The organism is Dactylosporangium roseum (assembly GCF_025264685.1).
GTDB lineage: Bacteria > Actinomycetota > Actinomycetes > Mycobacteriales > Micromonosporaceae > Dactylosporangium > Dactylosporangium roseum.
The window spans coordinates 5,712,198-5,733,311 of sequence record NZ_CP073721.1; the positions used below are offsets into that span (position 1 = coordinate 5,712,198).

The following is a 21,114-nucleotide window of genomic DNA, read 5'->3' on the forward strand; positions in this document are numbered from 1 at the left end:
ACCCACCTCGGCGGCGGCACAGCGGTCAGCGCACCGGCGTTGGCCGATGTAAGATGCCGCGCGGGATTGGAGCGTCCATCGTGAACAAGCGCGTCACGCTGGCCGACGTGGCCGCACACGCCGGGGTCTCGCGCGCCACCGCGTCGCTGGTGATCCGCGACGCCGGCAACCTCGCCGACAGCACCCGCGAGCGGGTGCGGTCCTCGATGCTGGCGCTCGGCTACGTCTACCACCGCGGCGCCGCGTCCCTGCGGGCCAGCCAGACGAAGACCGTCGGGCTGATCCTGCCCGACCCGGCCTACGCATTCATGGGTGAGATGGCAATCAGCCTCGAGTCGGCGCTGGCCGAGCGCGGCCTGCTGCTGCTCACCGCCAATGCGTTCGAGGACCCGCAGCGCCAGGAGCGGCTGCTGCGGGCCCTCATCGAGAACCAGGTCGATGGCCTCGTGGTGCTGCCCGCGCTCGGCACCGACGAAGCGTTCGCCGACCGGCTCGCCGCGACCGGCATACCCACCGTGGTCACGATCCGGGCCGAGGCGGCCCACCGCACCACCTACGTCGGCATCGACAATGTCCGCGGTGGCGAGCTGGCCGGCGAGCACCTGCTCGCCCACGGCTGCCGGCAGTTCGTCTACCTGGGTGGCCTGGTCGGTTTGCGTCCGCGGCAGGACCGGATGACCGGCCTCAACGCGGCCCTGGCCCGGGTGCCCGGCGCCCGGCTGGTCGCGCACCGCCCCGGGCCCGCGCTCGGCCGCTGGGCCCGCGACGCGGCGGCCCGGCTCCTCGCCGAAGGCCCGGTGCCGGACGCGATCGTGTGCCACAACGACCCCGTCGCGTTCGGTGTCTACCGCGCCCTGCGCGATGTCGCGCCCCACCTGGTCGACCGGGTCCGGGTCGTCGCGTTCGACGACGTCGACGAGGCCGCACTGTGGGAGCCGCCGATATCGTCCGTGGCCGCCAACGGCCGCGAGGTCGGCCGCCGCACCGCCACCGCGCTGCTGCGCCTGATGGACGACCCCCTGGCCGAGCCCGAGGTCGTCCTGCTGCAGCCCGAGCTCGTCGTGCGCCGGTCGTGCGGCTGCCCGGCCGCCTGACCGCACGCCCCTGCACTGCTACTGCCGGCCGCGACCCGTGGCACTGAAGTAGATCGATCCACTGTACTCGAGAGGAACACCGACGTGTCGGACACCGTCCAGGAGCCCTTCGCCGGCCGCATCGGACGCACCTACCGCGACTCCGTGCCGTCGTGGCCGAGCCGGCCGACGTCGACCGGGCGGCCCAACGTCGTGTTCGTCGTGCTCGACGACATGGGCTTCGGCAGCCTCGGCTGCTACGGCTCGGAGATCGACACGCCGGTGATGGACCGGCTCGCCGCCGACGGCGTCATGTTCACCAACTTCCACGCGACGGCGCTGTGCTCCCCGACCCGGGCGAGCCTGCTGACCGGGCGAAACCACCACGCCGTCGGGATGGCCTACCTGTCCCACGTCGACGACGGCTACCCGGGCTACCGCGGGCGGATCACCCACCGGGCCGCAACCCTCGCCGAGATGGTGCGCGAACACGGCTACAACACCTTCGCCGTCGGCAAGTGGCACCTCACCCCGATGGACGAGACGACCGCCGCCGGACCCTACGACCAGTGGCCGCTCGGCCGCGGCTTCGAGCGCTACTACGGCTTTCTGGAAGGCCTCACCGACCACTACTTCCCCGAGCTGTACAGCGACAACTCGCCGGTGCCGCCGCCGGACGCCCGCGACGAGGACTACCACCTCACCACCGACCTCATCGACCGCTCCATCGGGTTCGTCCGCGACCAGACCTCGATGACGCCTGAGAAGCCCTTCTTCCTGTACCTCGCCTTCGGCGCCACCCACACCCCGTTCCAGGCACCCGCCGACTTCGTGGCGAAGTACCGCGGGCGCTACGACGAAGGCTGGGACGTCATCCGTCGCCGCCGCTACGAGCGGCAGCTCGACACCGGGGTCATCCCGGCCGGCACCCAGCTACCGCCGGCCAACGACGGGGTGCCCGCCTGGGCGGACCTCGGCCCGCAGGCGCAGCGGCTCTACGCCCGTTTCCAGGAGGTGTACGCCGCGTTCCTGGACCACACCGACCATGAACTAGGCCGGCTCGTCGCCTACCTGGAGGAGATCGGCCGGCTCGAGGACACCATCGTCGTGGTGGTGTCGGACAACGGCGCCAGCCAGGAGGGCGGCCCGCACGGCGTGCTCGACACCACGTCCTACGAGAACGGCCGCTTCCCGTCCCTGGCCGAGAACCTGGCCCGTATCGACGAGATCGACGGGCGCACCGCGCACGTCAACTATCCGCTCGGCTGGGCGCAGGCGGGCAACACGCCGCTCAAGCGGTACAAGCAGAACACCCACGCCGGCGGCATCCGCACCGCGATGATCGTGCGGCCGCCCCGGGCCCTGGCCGACGTGCCCCGCGGCGGCGTCCGCGACCAGTTCCACCACGTCACCGACGTCGTCCCCACCGTGCTGGACCTGATCGGCATCGAGGCGCCCGGCACCCTCGGCGGCCTGCCCCAGCTACCGATCGACGGGGTGAGCATGCGCCGCACCCTCACCGACCCCACGGCCGCGATCGACCCCCGCGCGCAGTACTTCGAGACCCTCGGTCACCGGGCCATCTGGAAGGACGGATGGAAGGCCGTCGCGTTCCACCGCCGCGGCGCGGACTACGACGACGACCGCTGGGAGCTGTACCACCTGGAGAAGGACTTCTCCGAGAGCACCGACCTGGCCGCCCGCATGCCGGACAAGCTCGCCGAACTCGTCGACGCGTGGTGGGCCGAGGCCGAACAGAACAAGGTGCTGCCGCTGGACGACCGCGGCTTCGCCGAGCGGGCGACGGTCAACATCCGGCCCGACTCGCCACGCAACCGCAGCCGGTTCGTCCTCCACAACGGCATGCATCACATCGGCACCGGCGCCGCCCCGGTCGTGGCCGGTCACCCGTTCGAGATCAGCGCCGCAATCGACCGTCCCGCCGACACCGGCGACGGGGTCCTGCTGGCCTTCGGCAGCGTCAACAGCGGCTTCGCGCTGCTGGTGCGCGACGGCCACCTGGAGTTCGACTTCAACCACTACGGCACGCACCACATCACCCGCACACCGCAGCCGCTGCCGGCCGGCGGCAGCGCGGTGGCGGTCCGGGTCGAACCGACCGGCCAGGGCACCGCCGCCGACGTAACCCTGCTCGTCGACGGCGAGCCGGCGGCCTCCTCCCACCTCGCCGAGACCTTCGAGCACTTCGTGGCGTTCCAAGGGCTCGACGTCGGCGGCGACCGACTGTCCCCGGTGCGCGCCGGCGGCGACGGGCCCTTCCCGTTCACCGGCACGCTGCGGCAGGTCGTGATCGAGCTGCTCGACGGCGGCCCCGGCCGCGGCCACGAGGTGAACGACTGACATGCCCGACCAGTTGAACGGACCACACATGCAACACCATGACCCGCGGCTGGAGCCGTCGCCCTTCGGCGGTGTCGTCGCCGACACCGTGGCCGACTCGACCCCCTGGTGGGCCCCGGCGGTCCGGCCCGGCGACGGCACGCCCAACATCGTGATGATCGTCCTCGACGACGTTGGATACGGCCAGATCGGCTGCTACGGCGCGGCCACGCACACCCCGGCCATGAACGCCCTCGCCGCGTCCGGGGCCTGGTTCGCCAACTTCCACGTCACCGGCCTGTGCTCGACCACCCGGTCGAGCCTGCTGACCGGCCGCAACCACCACGCGGTCGGGGTCGGATTCCTGGCCGACTTCGACACCGGCTTCCCCGGCTACCGCGGCGCCGTCACCCCGCGCGCGGCGACCCTCGCCGAGATGCTGCGCGACGCCGGCTACGGCACCTACGCCGTCGGCAAGTGGCACCTGACCCCGCCCGCGCACATGACCCCGGCCGGGCCGTTCCACCAGTGGCCGACCGGCCGCGGCTTCGACCGCTACTACGGTTTCCTCTGGGGTGAGGACGACCAGTGGGCGCCCGACCTGTGGGAGGACCAGCACCACGTCGAGCCGCCCCGCCGCGACGGCTACCACCTCAGCGAAGACCTCGTCGACCGGGCCCAGCGCTACGTCTCCGACCACGTCAGCGCCGCCCCCGACCGGCCGTTCTTCCTCTACCTGGCGTTCGGCGCCTGTCACGCGCCGCACCAGGCGCCCCGCGAATACCTCGAGCGCTACCGCGGCCGCTTCGACCACGGCTGGGACGTCGAACGCGACCACACCCTGCGGCGCCAGATGGCGCTCGGCGTCGTGCCGCCGGGCACCGCCCTGCCACCGCCGAACGAGGGCGTGGCCAACTGGGCCGACCTCGGCGACGACCAGCGCCGGCTCTACGCCCGGATGCAGGAGGTGTTCGCCGGGTTCATGGAGCACACCGACGCGCAGATCGGCCGGCTCGTCGACTACCTGCGCGGGATCGGCGAGCTCGACAACACCCTGCTGGTCGTGCTGTCCGACAACGGCGCCAGCGGCGAGGGCGGCGCCGACGGCTCGGCCAACGAGTACCGCTACTTCCTCGGCCTGGCCGACCGGTTCGAGGATGCGCTGGAGCAGATCGACGAACTCGGCGGCCCGGCAACCCACAACCACTACCCGTCCGGATGGGCCCAGGCCGGCAACACCCCGCTGAAGCTGTACAAGAAGCACACGTTCGGCGGCGGCGTGCGCGCGCCGCTCATCATGCACTGGCCCGGCAAGATCGCCGCGCCCGGTTCGGTGCGCACCCAGGTCCACCACGTCATCGACGTGCTGCCGACGGTACTGCAGGCGGCCGGAGTGCAGGCGCCCGACTCCTACCGGGGCGTGCCGCAGCTTCCCGTGCACGGCACGTCGATGCTCTACACGCTGAGCGAGCCCGGCGCCGCCGGACAGCGACGGCAGCAGTACTTCGAGACGGCCGGGCACCGCGGCATCTACCGCGACGGCTGGAAGGCCGTTACCACCCACCGGCCCGGCACCCCGTTCGACGCCGACCGGTTCGAGCTGTACCGCCTCGACGAGGACTTCGCCGAGTTGCACGACCTCGCCGCCGAACATCCGGAGATCGTCGCGGACCTCGTGACGGCCTGGTGGGAGGACGCACGTGCCTACGGCGTCCTGCCGCTCGACGACCGGATGCAGAGCCGGGTCGCGGTCAAGGACCCGGCGTGGGCCCGGCCGCGGTACCGGCTGCTGCCGGGCGCCCGCCTCGCCAACGGACCGGCCGGCCCGGACTTCGCAGGGCGTCACTTCACCGTCACCGCACGCCTCGAACGGCACCGGCCCGGCGACAACGGTGTCCTGCTCGCCTACGGGCGGCGGGCGGCAGGGTTCAGCTTCTTCGTCGACGACGGCCGGCTCTGCCTCGACCTCAACCTCGCCGGTCGGCACACCGTCGTGACCGCGCCCGAGCCGCTGGTACTGGGACCGGCAACCGTCGCCTTGACGTTCACCGGGGACCACGACGGGGCCGAGGCCACGTTCACCGTCGACGGCGTGGAGGTGCACCGGGCTCCCGTCCCCGCCGTGCTCCCGGCCGGCCTCGGCTGTCTGTCGCTGCAGTGCGGGCACAACTCACCGTCGCCGGTGAGCCCGCGCTACGAGCCGCCGTTCACCTTCGCCGGTACCCTGCACGAGGTGTTCATCGACCTCGGCCCGACGGTGGCCGATCCGCACCCGGCCGCTGAGCGGCCGCTGGCGATGGACTGACCGCCGTGCCGGCCGAATCGGTCTCCGCGGCGGGGCCGGGCACGCGAGGCGAGGGCGCGGAGGCCGTGCCAGAGGTCGAGCACGAGCCCGACTACCGCTTCACGCTCGCCAACGAGCGCACCGTGCTGGCCTGGCTGCGCACCTCACTCGCGCTGATGGCCGCGGGCGTCGCCGTCGTGCAGTTCGTGCCGCTGCTGGGCCGGCCCGCCGTGCGGGAGGCGACCGGGCTGGGCTTCACCGTCCTCAGCGTCGTCACCGCGATCGCCGCCGTGCTGCGCTGGCGCACCGTGCAACGCGCGATGCGTCGCGGCCGGCCGCTGCCCGGCTCGGCGACCGTCTGGGTCGTGGCGGCCGGGCTGGCCGCCACCGGGCTCGTGGTGTGCGTCATGATGCTGGCCGGGCCGTGAATGGCCCTCCTCGACCCCGGCTTGCAGGCCGAACGTACCGCGATCGCGTGGACCCGCACCGCCGCGTGCTGCCTGGCGAACGGGGTGCTGTTCATCCCGCGCTATCTGCGGGACCGGACCGACCTGACGGTGCTGCTGCTCGTCGGGTTGGCGTTCGCGCTCACCGCCGCGACGTTCGTGACCGCGCGCCGGCGGCGGCGCACCCTGGCCCGGCCCGAGCCGCCCCGGCCGGCAACGGCATGGCCGCTGGCCACCCTGGCCGCCGGCAACGCCGTCTTCGGTGTGCTGTTCCTGCTGGATCTCCTGGCGCACCGGCCGTGACCCGCGCCGTGTCGAAAGGGCAAGAGATGACGAATAGCTGCTGCTCCCCCGGACGGGTGCCGCCGCCGGCCACGGCCGAACCGTCCGCCGGCCGATCCGCCGCACCGACCGGCGGCCGCGGCACCGACGACGCCGCGATGGTGACCGTGCCCGCCGGGAGCTTCCTCATGGGCGGCGACGACCCCGACGCGTTCCCCGCTGATGGAGAGGGCCCGATCCGGGAGGTGACCCTCCCGGCGTTCCGGATCGACACGACGGCCGTGAGCAACGCACGGTTCGCGGCCTTCGTCGCGGCCACCGGATACTGTACCGAGGCCGAGGAGTTCGGCTGGTCGTTCGTGTTTCATCGGCTGCTGCACCCGGCGGCACGGCCGCACGTCATGGACGCGACCGTGCCCGGGGCACCGTGGTGGCTCGCGGTCGAGGGCGCCACCTGGCGCAGTCCGGAGGGCCCCGGCTCCGACGTCACCGACCGGCCGGACCACCCGGTGGTGCACGTGTCGTGGAACGATGCCGTCGCGTTCGCCGCGTGGGCGGGCAAACGGCTGCCGACCGAGGCGGAGTGGGAGATGGCCGCCCGCGGCGGACGCGAACGAGCCCGCTTCCCGTGGGGCGACGAACTGACACCCGGCGGGGTGCACCGGTGCAACACCTGGCAGGGCACGTTCCCCCAGGTGGACACCGCCGAGGACGGCTATGCCGGCACCGCACCGGTCGACGCGTTCGAGGCCAACGGATTCGGCCTGTACAACACCTCCGGCAACGTCTGGGAGTGGTGCGCCGACTGGTTCAGCGCCGACTGGCACCGCCAGGCGACCCGCCAGACCCGCATCGACCCCAAAGGCCCACCGTCCGGCACGGCCCGCACGATGCGCGGTGGCTCGTACCTGTGCCACGTGAGCTACTGCAACCGCTACCGGGTGGCCGCCCGCACGAGCAGCACCCCGGACAGCTCGACCGGACACTGCGGCTTCCGCTGCGCCGCCGAGGTGCCGTAGCCGCATCCGCTCGACGAGCTCCGGACCCGCGCCATGGTCGTCGGCCTGGTCTCGATCCGGCTCCACGGTGTTGATCGGCGAGGCGCGCGCACGCCGACCGGAGCGCGATTGCGTTTGGGCAGACTGCGATCCGACACGACATGAGCACCGCAGACGGGTGGCGCAAGCCGATCGACGCTGACCGGATGACCGACGCGGGACGGCTCACCGCGTTCTTCATCGCCCACTTCAAGGCCGCGCAGCACGTCATCGGCGGTGACCCGGTGACCGACACCGCCCGGTCGATGCTCGCGCTCGCACGGTCAGTTCGCGGGGTGGGGCGAGGTGGTCGTGTTCGCCGCGTGCACCGCCGCCCGGATCGGCGAGGTGTCCGGCGTCCGGGCCGAGGACGTCGACCCCGACACGTGGACATGGACCGTGCGCCGGCAGACCACCCCCGGGCCGGGTCGCCTGATCGACAAGGGGACAAAGGGCAAGCGGTCGCGGCGGCCTGACGTGGCTCGCCGACGCAGGCGTGCCGGTCCACGTCCTGCGGAAGATCGCAGGGCACGGGTCGATCACCACGACACAGCGATACCTGCACCCGGACCGCCGCTCCATCGAGGACACCGGAACGGCACTGACCTCCATAGAACCGCCACCGGCACGAACCACAAACGATGTTCCCACCACAGCGTTGGGCAGCAGGAGGCAAACCGTGCCCGCCACCTGCATGGATGGCATTATCGGCAGGCGCAGTGTCCGCTTCCCCGCTGGTGATCAGCGAGGCGGGACAATCCACCGGGTGCGGAGGTCGGATGCGACTGTTGCGATGTCATCGAAATCGCGGTCGTGGTGCACCAGTACGGCGCCGTGGACGCGGGCGACCGACGCGATAATAAGGTCGGGGAGCGGCTTGCGATGCATGCCGGCCGCAAGCATCGCTTCCTGGAGGTCGGCGGCAGCGATCAGCGTGTCGTCGCTGGTTTCCAGCCACACGCACTGATCCCGCAGGTAGGTTTTGAGCCGCCGGTGGTCGGTGGGATTACGGGCGGAGTACAGGATTTCGAGTTCGACGATCGCGCACGTGGCCAGTACGCCGGTGACGGCCATGGTCTCGAATGTCCGTCGCGCGTCGGGATCACGCCTGGCGAGCTCGTGCGCAGACTTGTCCAGCAGAAACAGCATCAGCGGTCGGTCAGGCAGCCCGCCATGCCTGGCCTCGATCGGTATCGTCCAGGTTCAGCTCGGCAAGCAGATCTAGGTAGGCGGCCGTACGCTTCCGGGCCGCAGCAAGGCGTAGCGCCTCGTTCACCGTAGCCACCTTGGTCGTCGTGCCGAGCTCAGCCGCTGCATCGGCCAACGCATCATTGTCCAAATCGATCACGGTCCGCATCCCGAACCTCCAGCTTGATATCAACTCAACCTCCGCAATGATATCATCACTTCACGGGAACTCGCCCTGCGGCAGCACGGGAGCGCTCGGCTCTCCCACCAACGCGGAAACTCGACTTGTCGGGCTCGTAAATCCGGTTCGGCTACGCTGCCTGCGAGTATTCGTTGATCAACCCGCCCAGGATCGGGCGTCGTCGGACTCGAGCGCCGAGTCGGCGATCGAGGTGATCCGGTTCCCCGCGTCGTACGTGTAGGTGGTCTGGCTCTCGGCGGTCGCGCCCGAGAGTGGCCGGCGCCGTCCGGGCGGTACGGTCTGCGGTGTTCACCCATGAGACGTGGGCGGCGATACGGGCTCGCTGGAAACGTTGACGTGCTGTCATCCTGCCGCCAGGAGCGCCGGAGCGTTGCTGTTGTTCAGACACGTTCGCCGATCCCGATGCGCGTCTGCGTCTCTTGAGCTGGGTGGCGCGGAAGTCACCGCCCTGAAGGTCACCCGGTCGGCCACCCGAGCTTGGCCACGTGCTCGTCGAAAAGCGGCTTCAGCGGCGGCACGTCGAAGCAGACAGCCCACAGGTGCGGGTGGGCGGCGGCCAGCCGGGCGACCAGGTTGCCACGCGCGCCGCCGAGATCGGCGACGGTCCGCACCGCGTCCTAGTCGAACCGCTGGGCCAGCGCCAGCGCCGCCGGGGCGGAGACGCTGTCCATGGCGTCCATGAAACGGCACGCCGCGTCGAGGTCGCGATACCACTCGCTGAAGGTCTCGCGGCCCTCCTGCCGCTCCCCCGTGCGGATCAGCTCGGGCAGCCGGCTCCAGGGCGGATACAGCGTGTGGCGCATGAAGAGGAAGAAGCCGCCGACGTACGACTCCTGCGTCCGGTCGAGATAGCGGGCGGCGGTCGGCGAGTTGGTGTAGCGCCCGCCGTCGCGGCGCAGCAACCCGAGCGCGGCGAGCGAGTCGAGCAGGTCGTCACCCGCTCCCGGGCGCAGGCCGAGAGAGGCGCAGATGTCCGCCGCAGTGGCGGGCTTCCGGGCCAGCAGGCTGAACAGGTCTAGCTCGACGGCGGTGAACAGCGCCTGCGCCCGCCAGAACCCACTGGCGAGGTCCATCATCGCCTGTAGGCCGGCGTCCTGCTGCTGGATGTCGGCGTCGGTGACGGGGGGTGGTCAGCACCATGGTTCGTCCCTTCGTGAGGCGGCGTCGTCGTTCGATCGCACTGGCAGCATGCGCCGGGCCGGACAAGAAACACTGAAGGTCCGGTCGGGGCCGGAACCGTCCGCCAGCTTGCCGGATTTCGGCGCCGGAACGAGAAATGATGCCGGTATCCGCCGCAGAATCGCCGCCGACTGGATCTCAAGTCCGGTGCCCCCGATGCTGAACCCACGATCGGGCGGAAGGAATCGAAAGATGCGGAAATGGTGGCCCCTCGTGGCGGTCTGCCTGGGGTCGTTCATGTTGATCGTGGACACCACCGTGGTGACCGTCGCACTACCGGACATGGCTCGCTCCCTCGGCGCACCGCTGTCAGACATGCAATGGGTGCTCAACATCTACACGCTGGCGCTGGGCATCGTGACACTGAGCGCCGGGTCGCTCGGCGACCTCTTCGGCAAGCGGCGGATCTTCGTTGTCTCGCTGATCGTCTTCGCGCTCGCCTCGCTGGCCTGCGGGCTGGCCGGCAACACCGCGGTGCTCATCGCGGCCCGAGGCGTACAGGGCGTCGGCGGCGCGGCGATGATCGGCACCACCCTGGCCCTGCTCGGCGGCTGCTACGAGGGCAAGGACCGCGGCACGGCGATCGGCTACTGGAGCGCGGTGCTCGGCATGGCCGCCGCCGCCGGGCCGATCCTGGGCGGCGTGCTCACCCAGTACCTGAGCTGGCGGGCGATCTTCTTCATCAACCTGCCGATCAGTGTCGTCACCCTGCTGCTGGCGGTGCTGTTCGTGCCCGAGTCGCCGCGGGCCGAGCGGGCCCGGGTCGACGTCGCCGGCATCGTGACCTTCGCGGTCTTCGCCGGCGCGCTGACCTACGGGCTGATCCGGGCCGGCGAGCACGGCTGGGCGCAGGGCGCGACGCTGCTGTGCTTCGGCATCGCCGCGGCCGGCCTCGTGCTCTTCGCGGTACTGGAGCAGGCCCAGCAAGCGCCGATGCTCGACATCCGGCTCTTCGGCAACGCGTCATTCTGCACCGTGATGCTCGGCGTCATGGCGTCCTCGGTGGCGTTCGCCTGCCTGGTGTACACATCCATCTGGCTGCAAGGCGTGCTGCGCCTCTCGCCACTGGGCGCCGGCGTCGCCCTCATCCCGATGGCGGTCACCTCGTTCCTGGCCTCATCGCTGATCGGCAAGCGGCTGCACACCGTGTCGCCGCGGGTCACCATCGGCCTCGGGCTGCTGCTCAACACCGTCGGCTGCGGCCTGGAATATCTCATGCTGCACTCCTCGGCCAACGCGTGGACCCTCGCGCCCGGCCTGGTGGCGATCGGGCTCGGCATCGGTATCGGCGGCCCGGGCACGAACGGCGCGGTGCTCGCCTCGGTGCCGACGGAGCGCAGCGGCATGGCCTCCGGCGCGATGGCCACGTTCCGGCAGTTCGGTCAGGCGCTGGGCGTGGCCGCGCTGGGCGTGGTGTTCCTGTCGGCGATGTCGCACCGGCTGGCGGGCGGCACCGCCGACCCGCGCACTGCGGCGGCCTCCGTGGCCTCCGGCGCGGCCCCCGATCTGCCCTCGGTGCACGATGCCGGCGCCTACGCGCTGGGCCTGGTGTTTCTGGCCACCGCGGCGCTGAGCGCGCTGGCCTGCCTCTGCACGGTGCTGTGGGTGCGCGGCGCCGAGGCTCCCGCGCACGCGCCGGAGTCGGCCCGGGCCACGGGCCAACCCGCGCAGACCTGAGCATCCGCGGGGCGGTTCGGGGCCGGCCGCCACGGGCCGCCCCGCGGACGCCCGTCCACACGCACGACGACGAGAAGGGCACTGTGGAGATTGATGGACAGCGACGAATGGCCTGCCAAACCGTCGGCGCTCGTCACCGACATCGATTCACCGATCATGTTCGCGGTCGCGGAGGCGCTGCTGCGCAGCGGTGTCGTGGTCACCGTGCAGGACACCAGCCGGCGCGCCATCGCCGCGCCGGTGGACCTGCTCTCCGAGCGCCACGACCCGGTGGGCCTGACCGGTGTCGTCGCCGACCGCGACGTCTCGGTCGACCTCGTCGTGCCGGCCGCCGCGACCGGGGCACCGCCGCCGGCCGGGCGGGTCGCCGATATCGTGCTGGCGGCGATCCACGGCCGGCGGCCGGCGGCGCGGGCGGTCGTGACCTACGTCGACGACCCGTCGGCCACGGTGCCGCCGGGCTGATCGGTGCCGCTGGGCTGCCCGACCGGAAGCCGCCGCGGCCTGCTCACCGCGCGGCGAACTGCTGGAGCAGGCCAGCCCGGTCGACCATCGGCCAGACCTCCACCACCCGGTGGTCGACCAGCCGATAGAACACGTGCGCCCGCTCGCTCACCCGGCGTCCGGTCGGCGGATGCCCGGCGAAGGGGCCGGTGTGCACGCCGGTGGTCGCGCTGAGCTCCCCATCGCAGCCGTCCTCGATGCAGGCGCCGAGCATCACCCGCCGCAGCGGGTCACGGTCGGCTGCCCGAACCGCGGGTCGGCGGTCATCTGCGCCCGGGCGTCGGCGGCGGCCGGGTTGAACGGCAGCCCAGGCAGCCGACCGCCAGACGTCCGGTCGCAGGGACGGCGCAGCGGCGTAACCTGGTTGTTCATGCGTGACCCCCGCCTGCTGCGCGATTACGGTTAGTATTTACCAGCTCTCAGGAAGTAATTAGCGCAGATCTATACCGACCGCCAGTCGTGACGCAGCGAGCGACGAAATCCGTCGCGCAATACCCTGAAGCGATGGATAGCGTCAAACTAGACCGTGCCGATCGGGGCCTGATCCACGCGCTCCAGATCGACGGGCGCGTGCCGTTCGCTCGGGTCGCCGAGGTGCTCGGGGTGTCCGAGAACACCATCGCCCGCCGCTACCGGCGGCTGCGCTCGACCGGCCTGGTGCGCGTCGTCGGCGCCGTCGTGGGCGCCCGACTCGGCCACATCGCCTGGACCGTACGGCTGCGCTGCACCCCCGACGCGGCCGAGGCTATCGCCCGTGCCCTCGCCGTCCGGACGGACACGTTCTGGGTCCACGTGATGTCCGGCGGCACGGAGATCTCCTGCGTCGTGCAGGCACGCACCGACGAGGAGCAGGAGGGGCTACTGCTGCAGAAGCTGTCGCGCACCACGCGGGTCACGTCCGTGACCGCGCACTCGATGCTGCAGGGCTTCGCCAGCCCGCGAGGCTGGGCCGGGCTACGGTACCTCGACAACGACCAGGCCGACCGGCTGCGCCCCGAGATCGAGATCGACGAGGAGTCGCCGGTGGCGCTCAGCGACGAGGACCAGGAGCTGCTGGAGCTGCTCGGCCGGGACGGGCGGACCAGCCACAAGGCGCTCGCCGACGCGATCGACTGGTCCGAGTCACGAGTGAAGCGGCGCATCGAGCAACTGGAGCGGCTCGGCGTGCTTTCCTACGAGCTCGACATCCCGGCCGCGGCGCTGGGCTACCAGGTGGAGGCCCGGCTGTGGATGTCCGTGCGCCCTTCGGCCCTGGTCGCGGTGGCGACCGAGCTGTCCACCCACCCGGAAGTGTCCTTCGCCGCGGTCACCACCGGGCCCACGAACCTGGTCGCTGCCGTGATCTGCCGGGACTCCCGCGACCTGTACCGCTACCTGACCGAGCGAGTCGCCAGCCTCGACGACGTGCACGCCCTGGAGACCGCGCCGGTCAACCGCACCGTGAAACGCAACGGCACAATCCTGGCCGGCTGAGCCGTGCTCAGGCGCCGGACAGCCAGAATGCTTGGCGCCCTCGCCACCGTCACCGGCCCAGACACCGAGGATGTCGCGGTGGCCGTCGACGATGACCGCCATCCAGGTCGACGAGCCGGCGCTACGGGAGCTGCTGCCGCCCCGACCAGCAGGCGCACCTGGACTGGGCGGTCACCGCCTTCCGCCTGGCCACCAGCGGCGCCGCCGACGCCACCCAGGTGCACACCCACCTGTGCTACTCGGAGCTCGGCGAGGTCCTGCCGGCCATCGACGCGCTCGACGCAGACGTGACGAGTGTCGAGGCGGCCCGGTCGAGGATCGAGATCCTCGACGATCTGCATACGGCCGGCTAACCCGCGGTGTGGGGCCCGGGCTGTACGACATCCATTCGCCGCGGGTGCCGTCCCACGACGAGGTGGTCCGGGCACTGCGCCGAGCCGTCGCCGTGGTTCCGGCCGACCGGCTGTGGGTGAACCCCGATTGCGGCCTGAAGACCCGCGGCTACCCCGAGGTCGAGCGGGCGCTCGCCCAGCTCGTCACGGCCGCGACCCAGCCGCGTTCGAGCGATCACGCGGCACACCGAGCGTGACGTGCCGGACGCGACACGCCGACACACCATGTGGTGTTTCTCTTTCTCAGCGAATCCCATATATGGTGTTCACCGTAGCTGGTTCGGCCGGCCCTTCGCGGGGTGGCCGTGGCAACAGGGAACCCGGTGTGAGTCCGGGACTGCCCCGCAGCGGTGAGTGGGAACGAAAGCCGTCAACGAAGCACTGGACCCCAGGGTCTGGGAAGCGACGGCCGGTAGGCGCGAGCACGATGCCCACGAGTCCGAAGACCTGCCAGCGCACCGCGGGCCGACCGGGTCCGCGGTGGTCGGAGGCCGCGCGGGACGGCCGACGCCATCGACCGGGGCCTCGCCCGGTGGCGTCCTCCTGCGCGCCCGTCGACGTTCGGGCACGGGTGACGAGGGGGACACATGACGGTTACGCAGGAGCCGGCCGCACCGGGCCGGAGGTCGGCGGAGCCGCGCCGGCACGCCATGCAGGTCCGCAAGCGCAACGGTGATATGGAAGCGGTCGACGTCAACAAGATCGTGAAGGCGGTCGAGCGGTGGGTCGGGGACCTCGACGAGGTTGACCCGCTACGGGTGGCGACGAAGACGATCAGCGGCCTGTACGACGGGGCGACGACGGCGGAGCTGGACAAGCTGTCGATCCAGACCGCGGCCGAGCTCATCGGGGAGGAGCCGCAGTACTCCCGGCTCGCGGCGCGGCTGCTCGCCGCCTACGTCGACAAGGAGATGCGCGGTCAGGAGGTCGCGAGTTTCAGCCAGTCGATCCGCTACGGCCACCAGCTCGGGCTCATCGGCGACGAGACGGCCGCGTTCGTGGCGCGGAATGCCCGTAAGCTCGACGACGCCGTCGACCCGGACGGTGATCTGCGGTTCGAGTACTTCGGGCTGCGCACGGTCGCCGACCGATATCTGCTGCGCCACCCGCACACGCGTCTGGTGGTAGAGACGCCGCAGTACTGGCTGCTGCGAGTGGCGTGCGGGTTGTCGCAGACGCCCGCAGAGGCGGTCGGCTTCTACCGGCTGATGTCCTCCCTGGCCTACCTGCCGAGCTCGCCGACGCTGTTCAACTCGGGCACCCGGCACACGCAGATGTCCTCGTGCTTCCTCGTCGACTCGCCGCGCGACGAGCTGGACTCGATCTACGAGCGGTACCACCAGGTGGCGAGGCTGTCAAAGTTCTCCGGTGGGATCGGGATCTCCTGGTCGCGGGTCCGCGGCCGGGGCGCGCTCATCCGCGGCACCAACGGCAGGTCCAACGGCATCGTGCCGTTCCTCAAGACCCTCGACGCCGGCGTTGCCGCCGTCAACCAGGGCGGACGACGCAAGGGCGCGGCCTGCGTGTACCTGGAGCCGTGGCACCCGGACGTCGAGGAGTTCCTGGAGCTGCGCGACAACACCGGCGAGGAGTCCCGCCGCACGCACAACCTCAACCTCGCCAACTGGATCCCCGACGAGTTCATGCGCCGCGTCGAGGCCGACGAGGACTGGTCCCTGATCGACCCGTCCGACGCGCCGGAACTGCCGGACCTGTACGGAGCGGCCTTCGAGACGGCCTACAAGGCGGCCGAGAAACGGGCCGTCCGGACGGTGAAGGCCCGCGACCTGTACGGCAGGATGATGCGGACCCTCGCCCAGACCGGCAACGGCTGGATGACCTTCAAGGACCGCTCCAACGCGCTGTCCAACCAGACCGGCGCGCCCGGCAACACCATCCACCTGTCGAACCTGTGCACCGAGATCCTCGAGGTGAACTCGGACGACGAGACCGCCGTGTGCAACCTCGGCTCGATCAACCTCGGCGCGCACGTCACCGCCAACGGCGTCGACTGGGAACGGCTGCGCGAGACCGTGCGCACCGCCGTGCTGTTCCTCGACCGAGTCATCGACATCAACTACTACCCATCGGCGCAGGCCGCGGCATCGAACCCGCGCTGGCGACCGATCGGCCTCGGACTGATGGGCCTGCAGGACGCGTTCTTCACCCTGCGCCTGCCGTTCGACTCCTGCGCCGCGCGCGAGCTGTCGACACGGGTCCAGGAGGAGATCTTCCTCACCGCGCTGGAGGCCTCGGCCGACCTGGCCGCCCGGCTCGGCCCGCACCCGGCCTTCGCCGAGACCCGCGCCGCCCGCGGCGAGCTGCACCCCGATCTGTGGGACGCACCGACCGCGGACGAACGCTGGACCGCACTGCGCGAGCGGATCGCAGCTACAGGCCTGCGCAACTCGCTGCTCATCGCGATCGCCCCGACCGCGACGATCGCCTCGATCGCCGGCTGCTACGAGTGCATCGAGCCGCAAGTCAGCAACCTCTTCAAACGCGAAACCATGTCCGGTGAGTTCCTGCAGATCAACAACTTCCTGGTCCGCGAACTCAAGGCGCGAGGTCTGTGGACCGGACCGATCCGGGACCAGATCAAGCGGGCCGAGGGCTCCGTGCAGGCCATCGCCGAACTGCCCACCGACGTGCGCGAGCTGTTCCGCACCGCGTGGGAACTGCCGCAGCGGGCGCTCATCGACCTGGCCGCGGCCCGCGCGCCCTACATCGACCAGTCCCAGTCCCTGAACCTGTTCATGAGTGCCCCGACGATCGGGAAGCTCTCCTCGATGTACCTCCACGCCTGGAAATCCGGCTTGAAGACCACCTACTACCTGCGGTCTCGCCCGGCGACCCGCATCCAGCAGGCGACCGTCGCCCTCGCGCCTGCGGCCATGGCACTCAAGCCGATCACGTCCGCCCTCACCGTCGCCGACGCCGACGCGCTCGCCTGCTCCCTGGAAAACCCCGAATCGTGCGAGGCCTGCCAGTGACCACCATCCCCGAACCCCGCGTCCACGCCCCCACGCGGCACATGCTGCTCGACCCCGGCATGGACCTGACGCTGCGGCCCATGCGCTACCCGCAGTTCTTCGAACGGTTCAAGGACGCGATCAAGAACACCTGGACCGTCGAGGAGGTCGACCTGCACGCCGACCTCGCCGACCTGTCCAAGCTCTCCGCGGCCGAGCAGCACCTCGTGTCCCGGCTGGTGGCGTTCTTCGCCACCGGCGACACGATCGTCGCGAACAACCTGGTGCTCAACCTGTACCAGCACGTCAACTCACCAGAGGGCCGGCTCTACCTGTCCCGGCAGCTCTTCGAGGAGGCCGTCCACGTCCAGTTCTACCTGAACCTCCTCGACACCTACGTGCCCGACGAACAGGCACGCTTCGAGGCGTTCGCCGCCGTCGAGAACATCCCCTCTATCGCCCGCAAGGCCGAGTTCTGCTTCAAATGGATCGACTCGCTCGGCGAGTTGCACGAGCTCAAGACCCGCGAGGACCGCCGGGCGTTCCTGCTCAACCTCATCTGCTTCGCCGCGTGCATCGAGGGCCTGTTCTTCTACGGCGCCTTCGCCTACGTGTACTACCTGCGCTCCCGGGGCCTGCTGCACGGCCTCGCGTCGGGTACCAACTGGGTGTTCCGCGACGAGTCCATGCACATGGCCTTCGCGTTCGACGTCGTCGACACCGTCCGCGCCGAAGAACCCGACCTGTTCGACGACGACCTGGAGGAGCAGGTCCGCGACATGCTCGCCGAGGCCGTGGAGTGCGAGGTCCAGTTCGCCGCGGACCTGCTCGAGCAGGGTGTCTCCGGCATGTCGCTCGCGGACATGCGGGAATACCTGCAGCACGTCGCCGACCGCAGGCTCGCGCTGCTCGGGATCGAACCGCTCTACGGCAGCCGCAACCCGTTCACGTTCATGGAACTGCAGGATGTCCAGGAACTGTCGAACTTCTTCGAACGGCGAGTCTCGGCCTACCAGGTCGGCGTCACCGGCACCGTGTCCTTCGACGACGACTTCTGAGTCACATGTCGGTGCCGCCGTGCCCGCCTCAGCCGGGGGCGGCGGCACCGTGGTCTGATTCCCACCCGTCATCGTCCGTCAACGGCGTACGGGATGACGGTGCGCCGGTTCTCGTCGACGACGAGCCGGCCGGCGGCGGGTGGCCGGGCGCGCTGGGCGCAGTCCTGGCGTTCGCAGATCCGGCAGCCCGGCCCGATCGGCGTGGCGGTGCGGGAGTTGTCGAGCGTGAGCCCGTCGCTGTAGACCAGCCGGTCCGCATGGCGAAGGCATGTTCGAGGTGGACTTTGCTCAGGCCGGTGTAGCGGGCGTGGCGGATGCCGGTGACCGCGATGGTCTGGCTGATGGTGTCCTCGATTCCGGCGCGGGCGCGGTAGTCGGCTTTCCACGCGTCGGTGGTCTGCTCGACGCGTGCGTGGCGAAGGGCATCGTGGACCGGCTGGGGTCGGATCGATCCGCAAGGCACGGCCGGACGGCGCGCCGGTCTACGTCATCCTGGACAACCTGTCCGTGCACAAAGGCAAAGCGATCCGGGCGTGGGTAGCCCGCAACCGGGTCGAGTTGTGCTTCACCCCGACGTACTCGTCGTGGGCGAACCCGATCGAGGCCCATTTCGGGCGACTGCGGATATTCGTCGTGGCCGGCTCCAACCACCCCAACCACCCGGTCGCCACCCAGGCCCTGCACGACTACCTACGTTGGCGCAACTCCAACGCCCGCTACCCCGACATCCTGGCCGCCCAACGCCGCGAACGAGCCGGGTCCGCTCCGAACGACAACGCCGGTGGGGCCAAACCACCGCCAAGGCGGCGGGCTGACCAACCCGGCCATCGTTTCCGGTCACAGCCCTAGCTGCGAGGGCGACTCGTCGTCATGCTCGTCACGTCGGTGCTGCTGTACCGCTACCTGCGCAAGGCCGGCTGGCTGTGACCCCCTGGCGGTCTCCGGTCCTCGCCTTTGCTGCTGACCTCGGCCGGTACAGTCCGATGGGGAGGGGCGTCCTCCTGCGATGACCGTCGCCGACCGCGTCTCGGAGGCAGCCGTGACCAGCAGCACGCAACCGATCAGGCCCGATACCGGACCGGCGGCCGGCCACGGTGCGGTCGCGCCGGGCAGTGCGCGCTTGGCGCTGGCAGTGGGCGCGCTCGGGGTTGTCTTCGGTGACATCGGCACCAGCCCGATCTACACCCTGCAGACCGTCTTCTCGCCGAGCGATCCGCACCCGGTGCCGGTGAGCCCCGACAACGTGTTCGGCGTCGTGTCGCTGGTGTTCTGGTCCGTGATGATCATCGTGACGGTCACCTACGTGCTGCTCGCGATGCGCGCCGACAACGATGGTGAGGGCGGCATCATGGCGCTGATCACGCTGCTGCGCCGGTGGGGCGGGCGGCGCGGCGGGCGGGCCACCGTGATGCTCGCGGCGCTGGGCATCTTCGGCGCCGCGCTGTTCCTCGGCGACAGCATGATCACGCCGGCGATCTCGGTGCTGTCCGCGGTCGAGGGCCTCAAGACGGTGCAGCCGTCGCTAGCCGAGGCCGTGGTGCCGATCACCGCCGTGATCATCCTGATGCTGTTCCTGGTGCAGCGGCGCGGCACCGCGGCGGTCGGGCGGGTCTTCGGGCCGGTGATGATCGTCTGGTTCGTGACCATCGGCGTGTGCGGGGTGGCGGGCATCCTGCGGTACCCCCAAATCCTGAAGGCGCTCTCGCCGACCTATGCCATCGGCTTCCTCGCCGGGCACTTCGGCGTGGCGTTCTTCTCCCTGGCGGCGGTCGTGCTGGCGGTCACCGGCGCCGAGGCGCTCTACGCCGACATGGGCCACTTCGGCCGCCGCTCGATCACCCGGGCCTGGCTGTTCCTGGTGTTCCCGGCGTGCGTGCTCAGTTACTTCGGGCAGGGCGCGCTGATCCTGAAGGACCCGGCCAACCTCTCGGGCCCGTTCTTCCTGTTGGTGCCCGAGTGGGCGCGGCTGCCGCTGGTCGTGCTGGCCACCGCCGCCACCGTGATTGCTGCGCAGTCGGTGATCACCGGGGCGTATTCGGTCGCCGCGCAGGCCGCTGAGCTCGGCTACCTGCCGCGGCTGCGGGTCGCGCACACCTCGGAGTCGCGGATCGGCCAGATCTACGTACCGTGGATCAACTGGCTGCTGCTGGTCTCCGTGCTGACCCTGGTGTTCGCGTTCCGCAGCTCGACGGCGCTGGCGTTCGCGTTCGGCATGGCGGTCACCGGCGCGATCACCATCACCACGCTGATGTTCTTCTACATCGCCCGGCGCAAGTGGAACACGCCCCGCTGGCTGCTCGGCGCCGGTGCGGCCGTGCTGCTCACCGTCGACCTGCTCTTCTTCGCCGCCAACCTGACCAAGTTCGTGCACGGCGCCTGGCTGCCGCTGCTCATCGGCCTCACCGCGTTCACGGTGATGACCACCTGGCAGAAGGGCCGGGCGATCGTCACCGCCGAGCGGGAACGGCAGGAGGGGCCGCTGCGCGAGTTCGTCGACCGGCTGGGCACCGACCCCTCGCTCACCGTGCGGGTGCCCGGTACCGCCGTCTTCCTTAACCGCGGCAAGGAGACCGCGCCGCTGGCGATGCGGGCCAACGTGGACCACAACCACGTCCGGCACGAGCACGTGCTGATCCTGTCCCTGCAGACCCAGCCGGTCCCGCGGGTGCCGCCGGCCGAGCGGATCACGGTCGACGACCTCGGCCACGCCCACGACGGCATCGTCCACGTCATGGTCAGCTTCGGCTACATGGACACCCCGGACGTGCCGGCCGCGCTGCGGCTGCTCGACCCGGCCACCACCGAGGGCGTGGTGGACCTGGACCAGGCGTCGTACTTCCTGTCGAAGATCGACCTGCGCTGCGGCGACCAGCCCACCATGGCCGGCTGGCGCAAGCGGCTGTTCATCGCCACCTCGTACATCACCGCGGACGCCGCCGAGCACTTCCGCCTGCCCCGCGACCGCACCGTCATCATGGGCTCGCACATCCAGGTGTGACGTCATTGG

Annotated in this window: 21 protein-coding genes, 3 pseudogenes and 1 riboswitch; of the genes and pseudogenes, 16 read left to right on the forward strand and 8 right to left on the reverse strand. The window is 70.7% G+C overall.

The genetic code is table 11. The features are described from left to right. Positions 1-80 precede the first annotated feature (80 nt). From Drose_RS26645 to Drose_RS38835, 7 genes and pseudogenes are all read left to right on the forward strand, one after another. Entirely contained in the window at positions 81-1,094 is a 1,014-nt protein-coding gene (locus Drose_RS26645) for a LacI family DNA-binding transcriptional regulator (RefSeq protein ID WP_260724064.1), read from the forward strand. Between the two features lie 84 nt (positions 1,095-1,178). Further along, entirely contained in the window at positions 1,179-3,434 is a 2,256-nt protein-coding gene (locus Drose_RS26650) for an arylsulfatase (RefSeq protein ID WP_260724065.1), read from the forward strand. A gap of 28 nt (positions 3,435-3,462) precedes the next feature. Continuing rightward, entirely contained in the window at positions 3,463-5,718 is a 2,256-nt protein-coding gene (locus Drose_RS26655) for an arylsulfatase (RefSeq protein WP_260724066.1), read from the forward strand. 5 nt (positions 5,719-5,723) lie between these two features. Continuing rightward, entirely contained in the window at positions 5,724-6,125 is a 402-nt protein-coding gene (locus tag Drose_RS26660; protein ID WP_260724067.1) for a YidH family protein, read from the forward strand. Next, entirely contained in the window at positions 6,126-6,446 is a 321-nt protein-coding gene (locus tag Drose_RS26665; RefSeq protein WP_260724068.1) for a DUF202 domain-containing protein, read from the forward strand. Positions 6,447-6,472: 26 nt separating this feature from the next. Next, positions 6,473-7,444: a formylglycine-generating enzyme family protein gene (locus Drose_RS26670; RefSeq protein ID WP_449245995.1), complete on the forward strand. Its 972-nt coding sequence runs from the start codon at positions 6,473-6,475 to the stop codon at positions 7,442-7,444. Between the two features lie 291 nt (positions 7,445-7,735). Then, positions 7,736-8,072, forward strand: a pseudogene (locus Drose_RS38835) (site-specific integrase); the annotation flags it as partial. A gap of 131 nt (positions 8,073-8,203) precedes the next feature. Here the strand turns inward: Drose_RS38835 and Drose_RS26675 are convergent. The 4 genes from Drose_RS26675 to Drose_RS26690 all read right to left on the reverse strand — a co-directional run bounded on the left by Drose_RS26675 (position 8,204) and on the right by Drose_RS26690 (position 9,928). Further along, the gene (locus Drose_RS26675; protein WP_260724069.1) at positions 8,204-8,611 is read right to left on the reverse strand and encodes a PIN domain-containing protein; all 408 of its coding nucleotides are present in this window, start codon (positions 8,609-8,611) and stop codon (positions 8,204-8,206) included. Positions 8,612-8,621: 10 nt separating this feature from the next. Then, entirely contained in the window at positions 8,622-8,819 is a 198-nt protein-coding gene (locus Drose_RS26680) for a type II toxin-antitoxin system VapB family antitoxin (RefSeq protein ID WP_260724070.1), read from the reverse strand. Between the two features lie 488 nt (positions 8,820-9,307). Further along, positions 9,308-9,463: a hypothetical protein gene (locus tag Drose_RS26685; RefSeq protein ID WP_260724071.1), complete on the reverse strand. Its 156-nt coding sequence runs from the start codon at positions 9,461-9,463 to the stop codon at positions 9,308-9,310. 6 nt (positions 9,464-9,469) lie between these two features. Further along, positions 9,470-9,928: a methyltransferase family protein gene (locus Drose_RS26690; RefSeq protein WP_260724072.1), complete on the reverse strand. Its 459-nt coding sequence runs from the start codon at positions 9,926-9,928 to the stop codon at positions 9,470-9,472. A gap of 295 nt (positions 9,929-10,223) precedes the next feature. Here Drose_RS26690 and Drose_RS26695 point away from each other — a divergent pair, with 295 nt between their 5' ends. Together Drose_RS26695 and Drose_RS26700 are read left to right on the forward strand one after the other, a co-directional pair. Then, positions 10,224-11,708, forward strand: a complete 1,485-nt coding sequence (locus tag Drose_RS26695; protein WP_260724073.1) for an MFS transporter — start codon at positions 10,224-10,226, stop codon at positions 11,706-11,708. Between the two features lie 93 nt (positions 11,709-11,801). Then, positions 11,802-12,173 (forward strand): hypothetical protein, encoded by a 372-nt coding sequence (locus Drose_RS26700; protein WP_260724074.1) that lies wholly within the window; start codon positions 11,802-11,804, stop codon positions 12,171-12,173. 43 nt (positions 12,174-12,216) lie between these two features. Here Drose_RS26700 and Drose_RS26705 read toward each other — a convergent pair whose 3' ends face one another. Beyond that, complete coding sequence (locus Drose_RS26705; RefSeq protein ID WP_260729809.1) at positions 12,217-12,426, reverse strand: ester cyclase; 210 nt, start codon at positions 12,424-12,426, stop codon at positions 12,217-12,219. Next, positions 12,426-12,584 carry a hypothetical protein gene (locus Drose_RS26710; RefSeq protein ID WP_260724075.1) on the reverse strand — a complete coding sequence of 53 codons (159 nt, stop codon included), beginning with the start codon at positions 12,582-12,584 and terminating at the stop codon, positions 12,426-12,428. Before Drose_RS26710 ends, Drose_RS26705 begins: the two co-directional genes overlap by 1 nt. 132 nt (positions 12,585-12,716) lie before the next feature. Here Drose_RS26710 and Drose_RS26715 point away from each other — a divergent pair, with 132 nt between their 5' ends. From Drose_RS26715 to Drose_RS26735, 5 genes are all read left to right on the forward strand, one after another. Then, positions 12,717-13,685, forward strand: coding sequence for an Lrp/AsnC family transcriptional regulator (locus Drose_RS26715; RefSeq protein WP_260724076.1), 969 nt, complete (start codon positions 12,717-12,719; stop codon positions 13,683-13,685). A 185-nt stretch (positions 13,686-13,870) separates the two neighbouring features. Next, complete coding sequence (locus Drose_RS26720; RefSeq protein ID WP_260729810.1) at positions 13,871-14,038, forward strand: hypothetical protein; 168 nt, start codon at positions 13,871-13,873, stop codon at positions 14,036-14,038. 8 nt (positions 14,039-14,046) lie between these two features. Next, positions 14,047-14,274 (forward strand): hypothetical protein, encoded by a 228-nt coding sequence (locus Drose_RS26725; protein WP_260724077.1) that lies wholly within the window; start codon positions 14,047-14,049, stop codon positions 14,272-14,274. A gap of 62 nt (positions 14,275-14,336) precedes the next feature. Next, positions 14,337-14,547, forward strand: a riboswitch (cobalamin riboswitch). A gap of 117 nt (positions 14,548-14,664) precedes the next feature. After that, entirely contained in the window at positions 14,665-17,070 is a 2,406-nt protein-coding gene (locus Drose_RS26730; RefSeq protein ID WP_260724078.1) for a ribonucleoside-diphosphate reductase subunit alpha, read from the forward strand. A 41-nt stretch (positions 17,071-17,111) separates the two neighbouring features. Further along, positions 17,112-18,107, forward strand: coding sequence for a ribonucleotide-diphosphate reductase subunit beta (locus tag Drose_RS26735; protein ID WP_260729811.1), 996 nt, complete (start codon positions 17,112-17,114; stop codon positions 18,105-18,107). Positions 18,108-18,175: 68 nt separating this feature from the next. Here the strand turns inward: Drose_RS26735 and Drose_RS26740 are convergent, their stop codons facing one another. After that, positions 18,176-18,493, reverse strand: coding sequence for a DUF2083 domain-containing protein (locus Drose_RS26740; RefSeq protein ID WP_260724079.1), 318 nt, complete (start codon positions 18,491-18,493; stop codon positions 18,176-18,178). Beyond that, positions 18,427-18,570, reverse strand: a pseudogene (locus Drose_RS39200) (hypothetical protein); the annotation flags it as partial. The gene Drose_RS26740 and the pseudogene Drose_RS39200, both read right to left, overlap by 67 nt. Here Drose_RS39200 and Drose_RS26745 point away from each other — a divergent pair. Beyond that, positions 18,552-18,922 (forward strand): annotated as a pseudogene (locus Drose_RS26745) (transposase); the annotation flags it as partial. The pseudogenes Drose_RS39200 and Drose_RS26745 overlap by 19 nt on opposite strands. A gap of 224 nt (positions 18,923-19,146) precedes the next feature. Continuing rightward, a complete protein-coding gene (locus tag Drose_RS26750; RefSeq protein WP_260724080.1) occupies positions 19,147-21,105 on the forward strand; it encodes a potassium transporter Kup in 1,959 nt (652 codons plus the stop codon). Positions 21,106-21,114 lie beyond the last annotated feature (9 nt).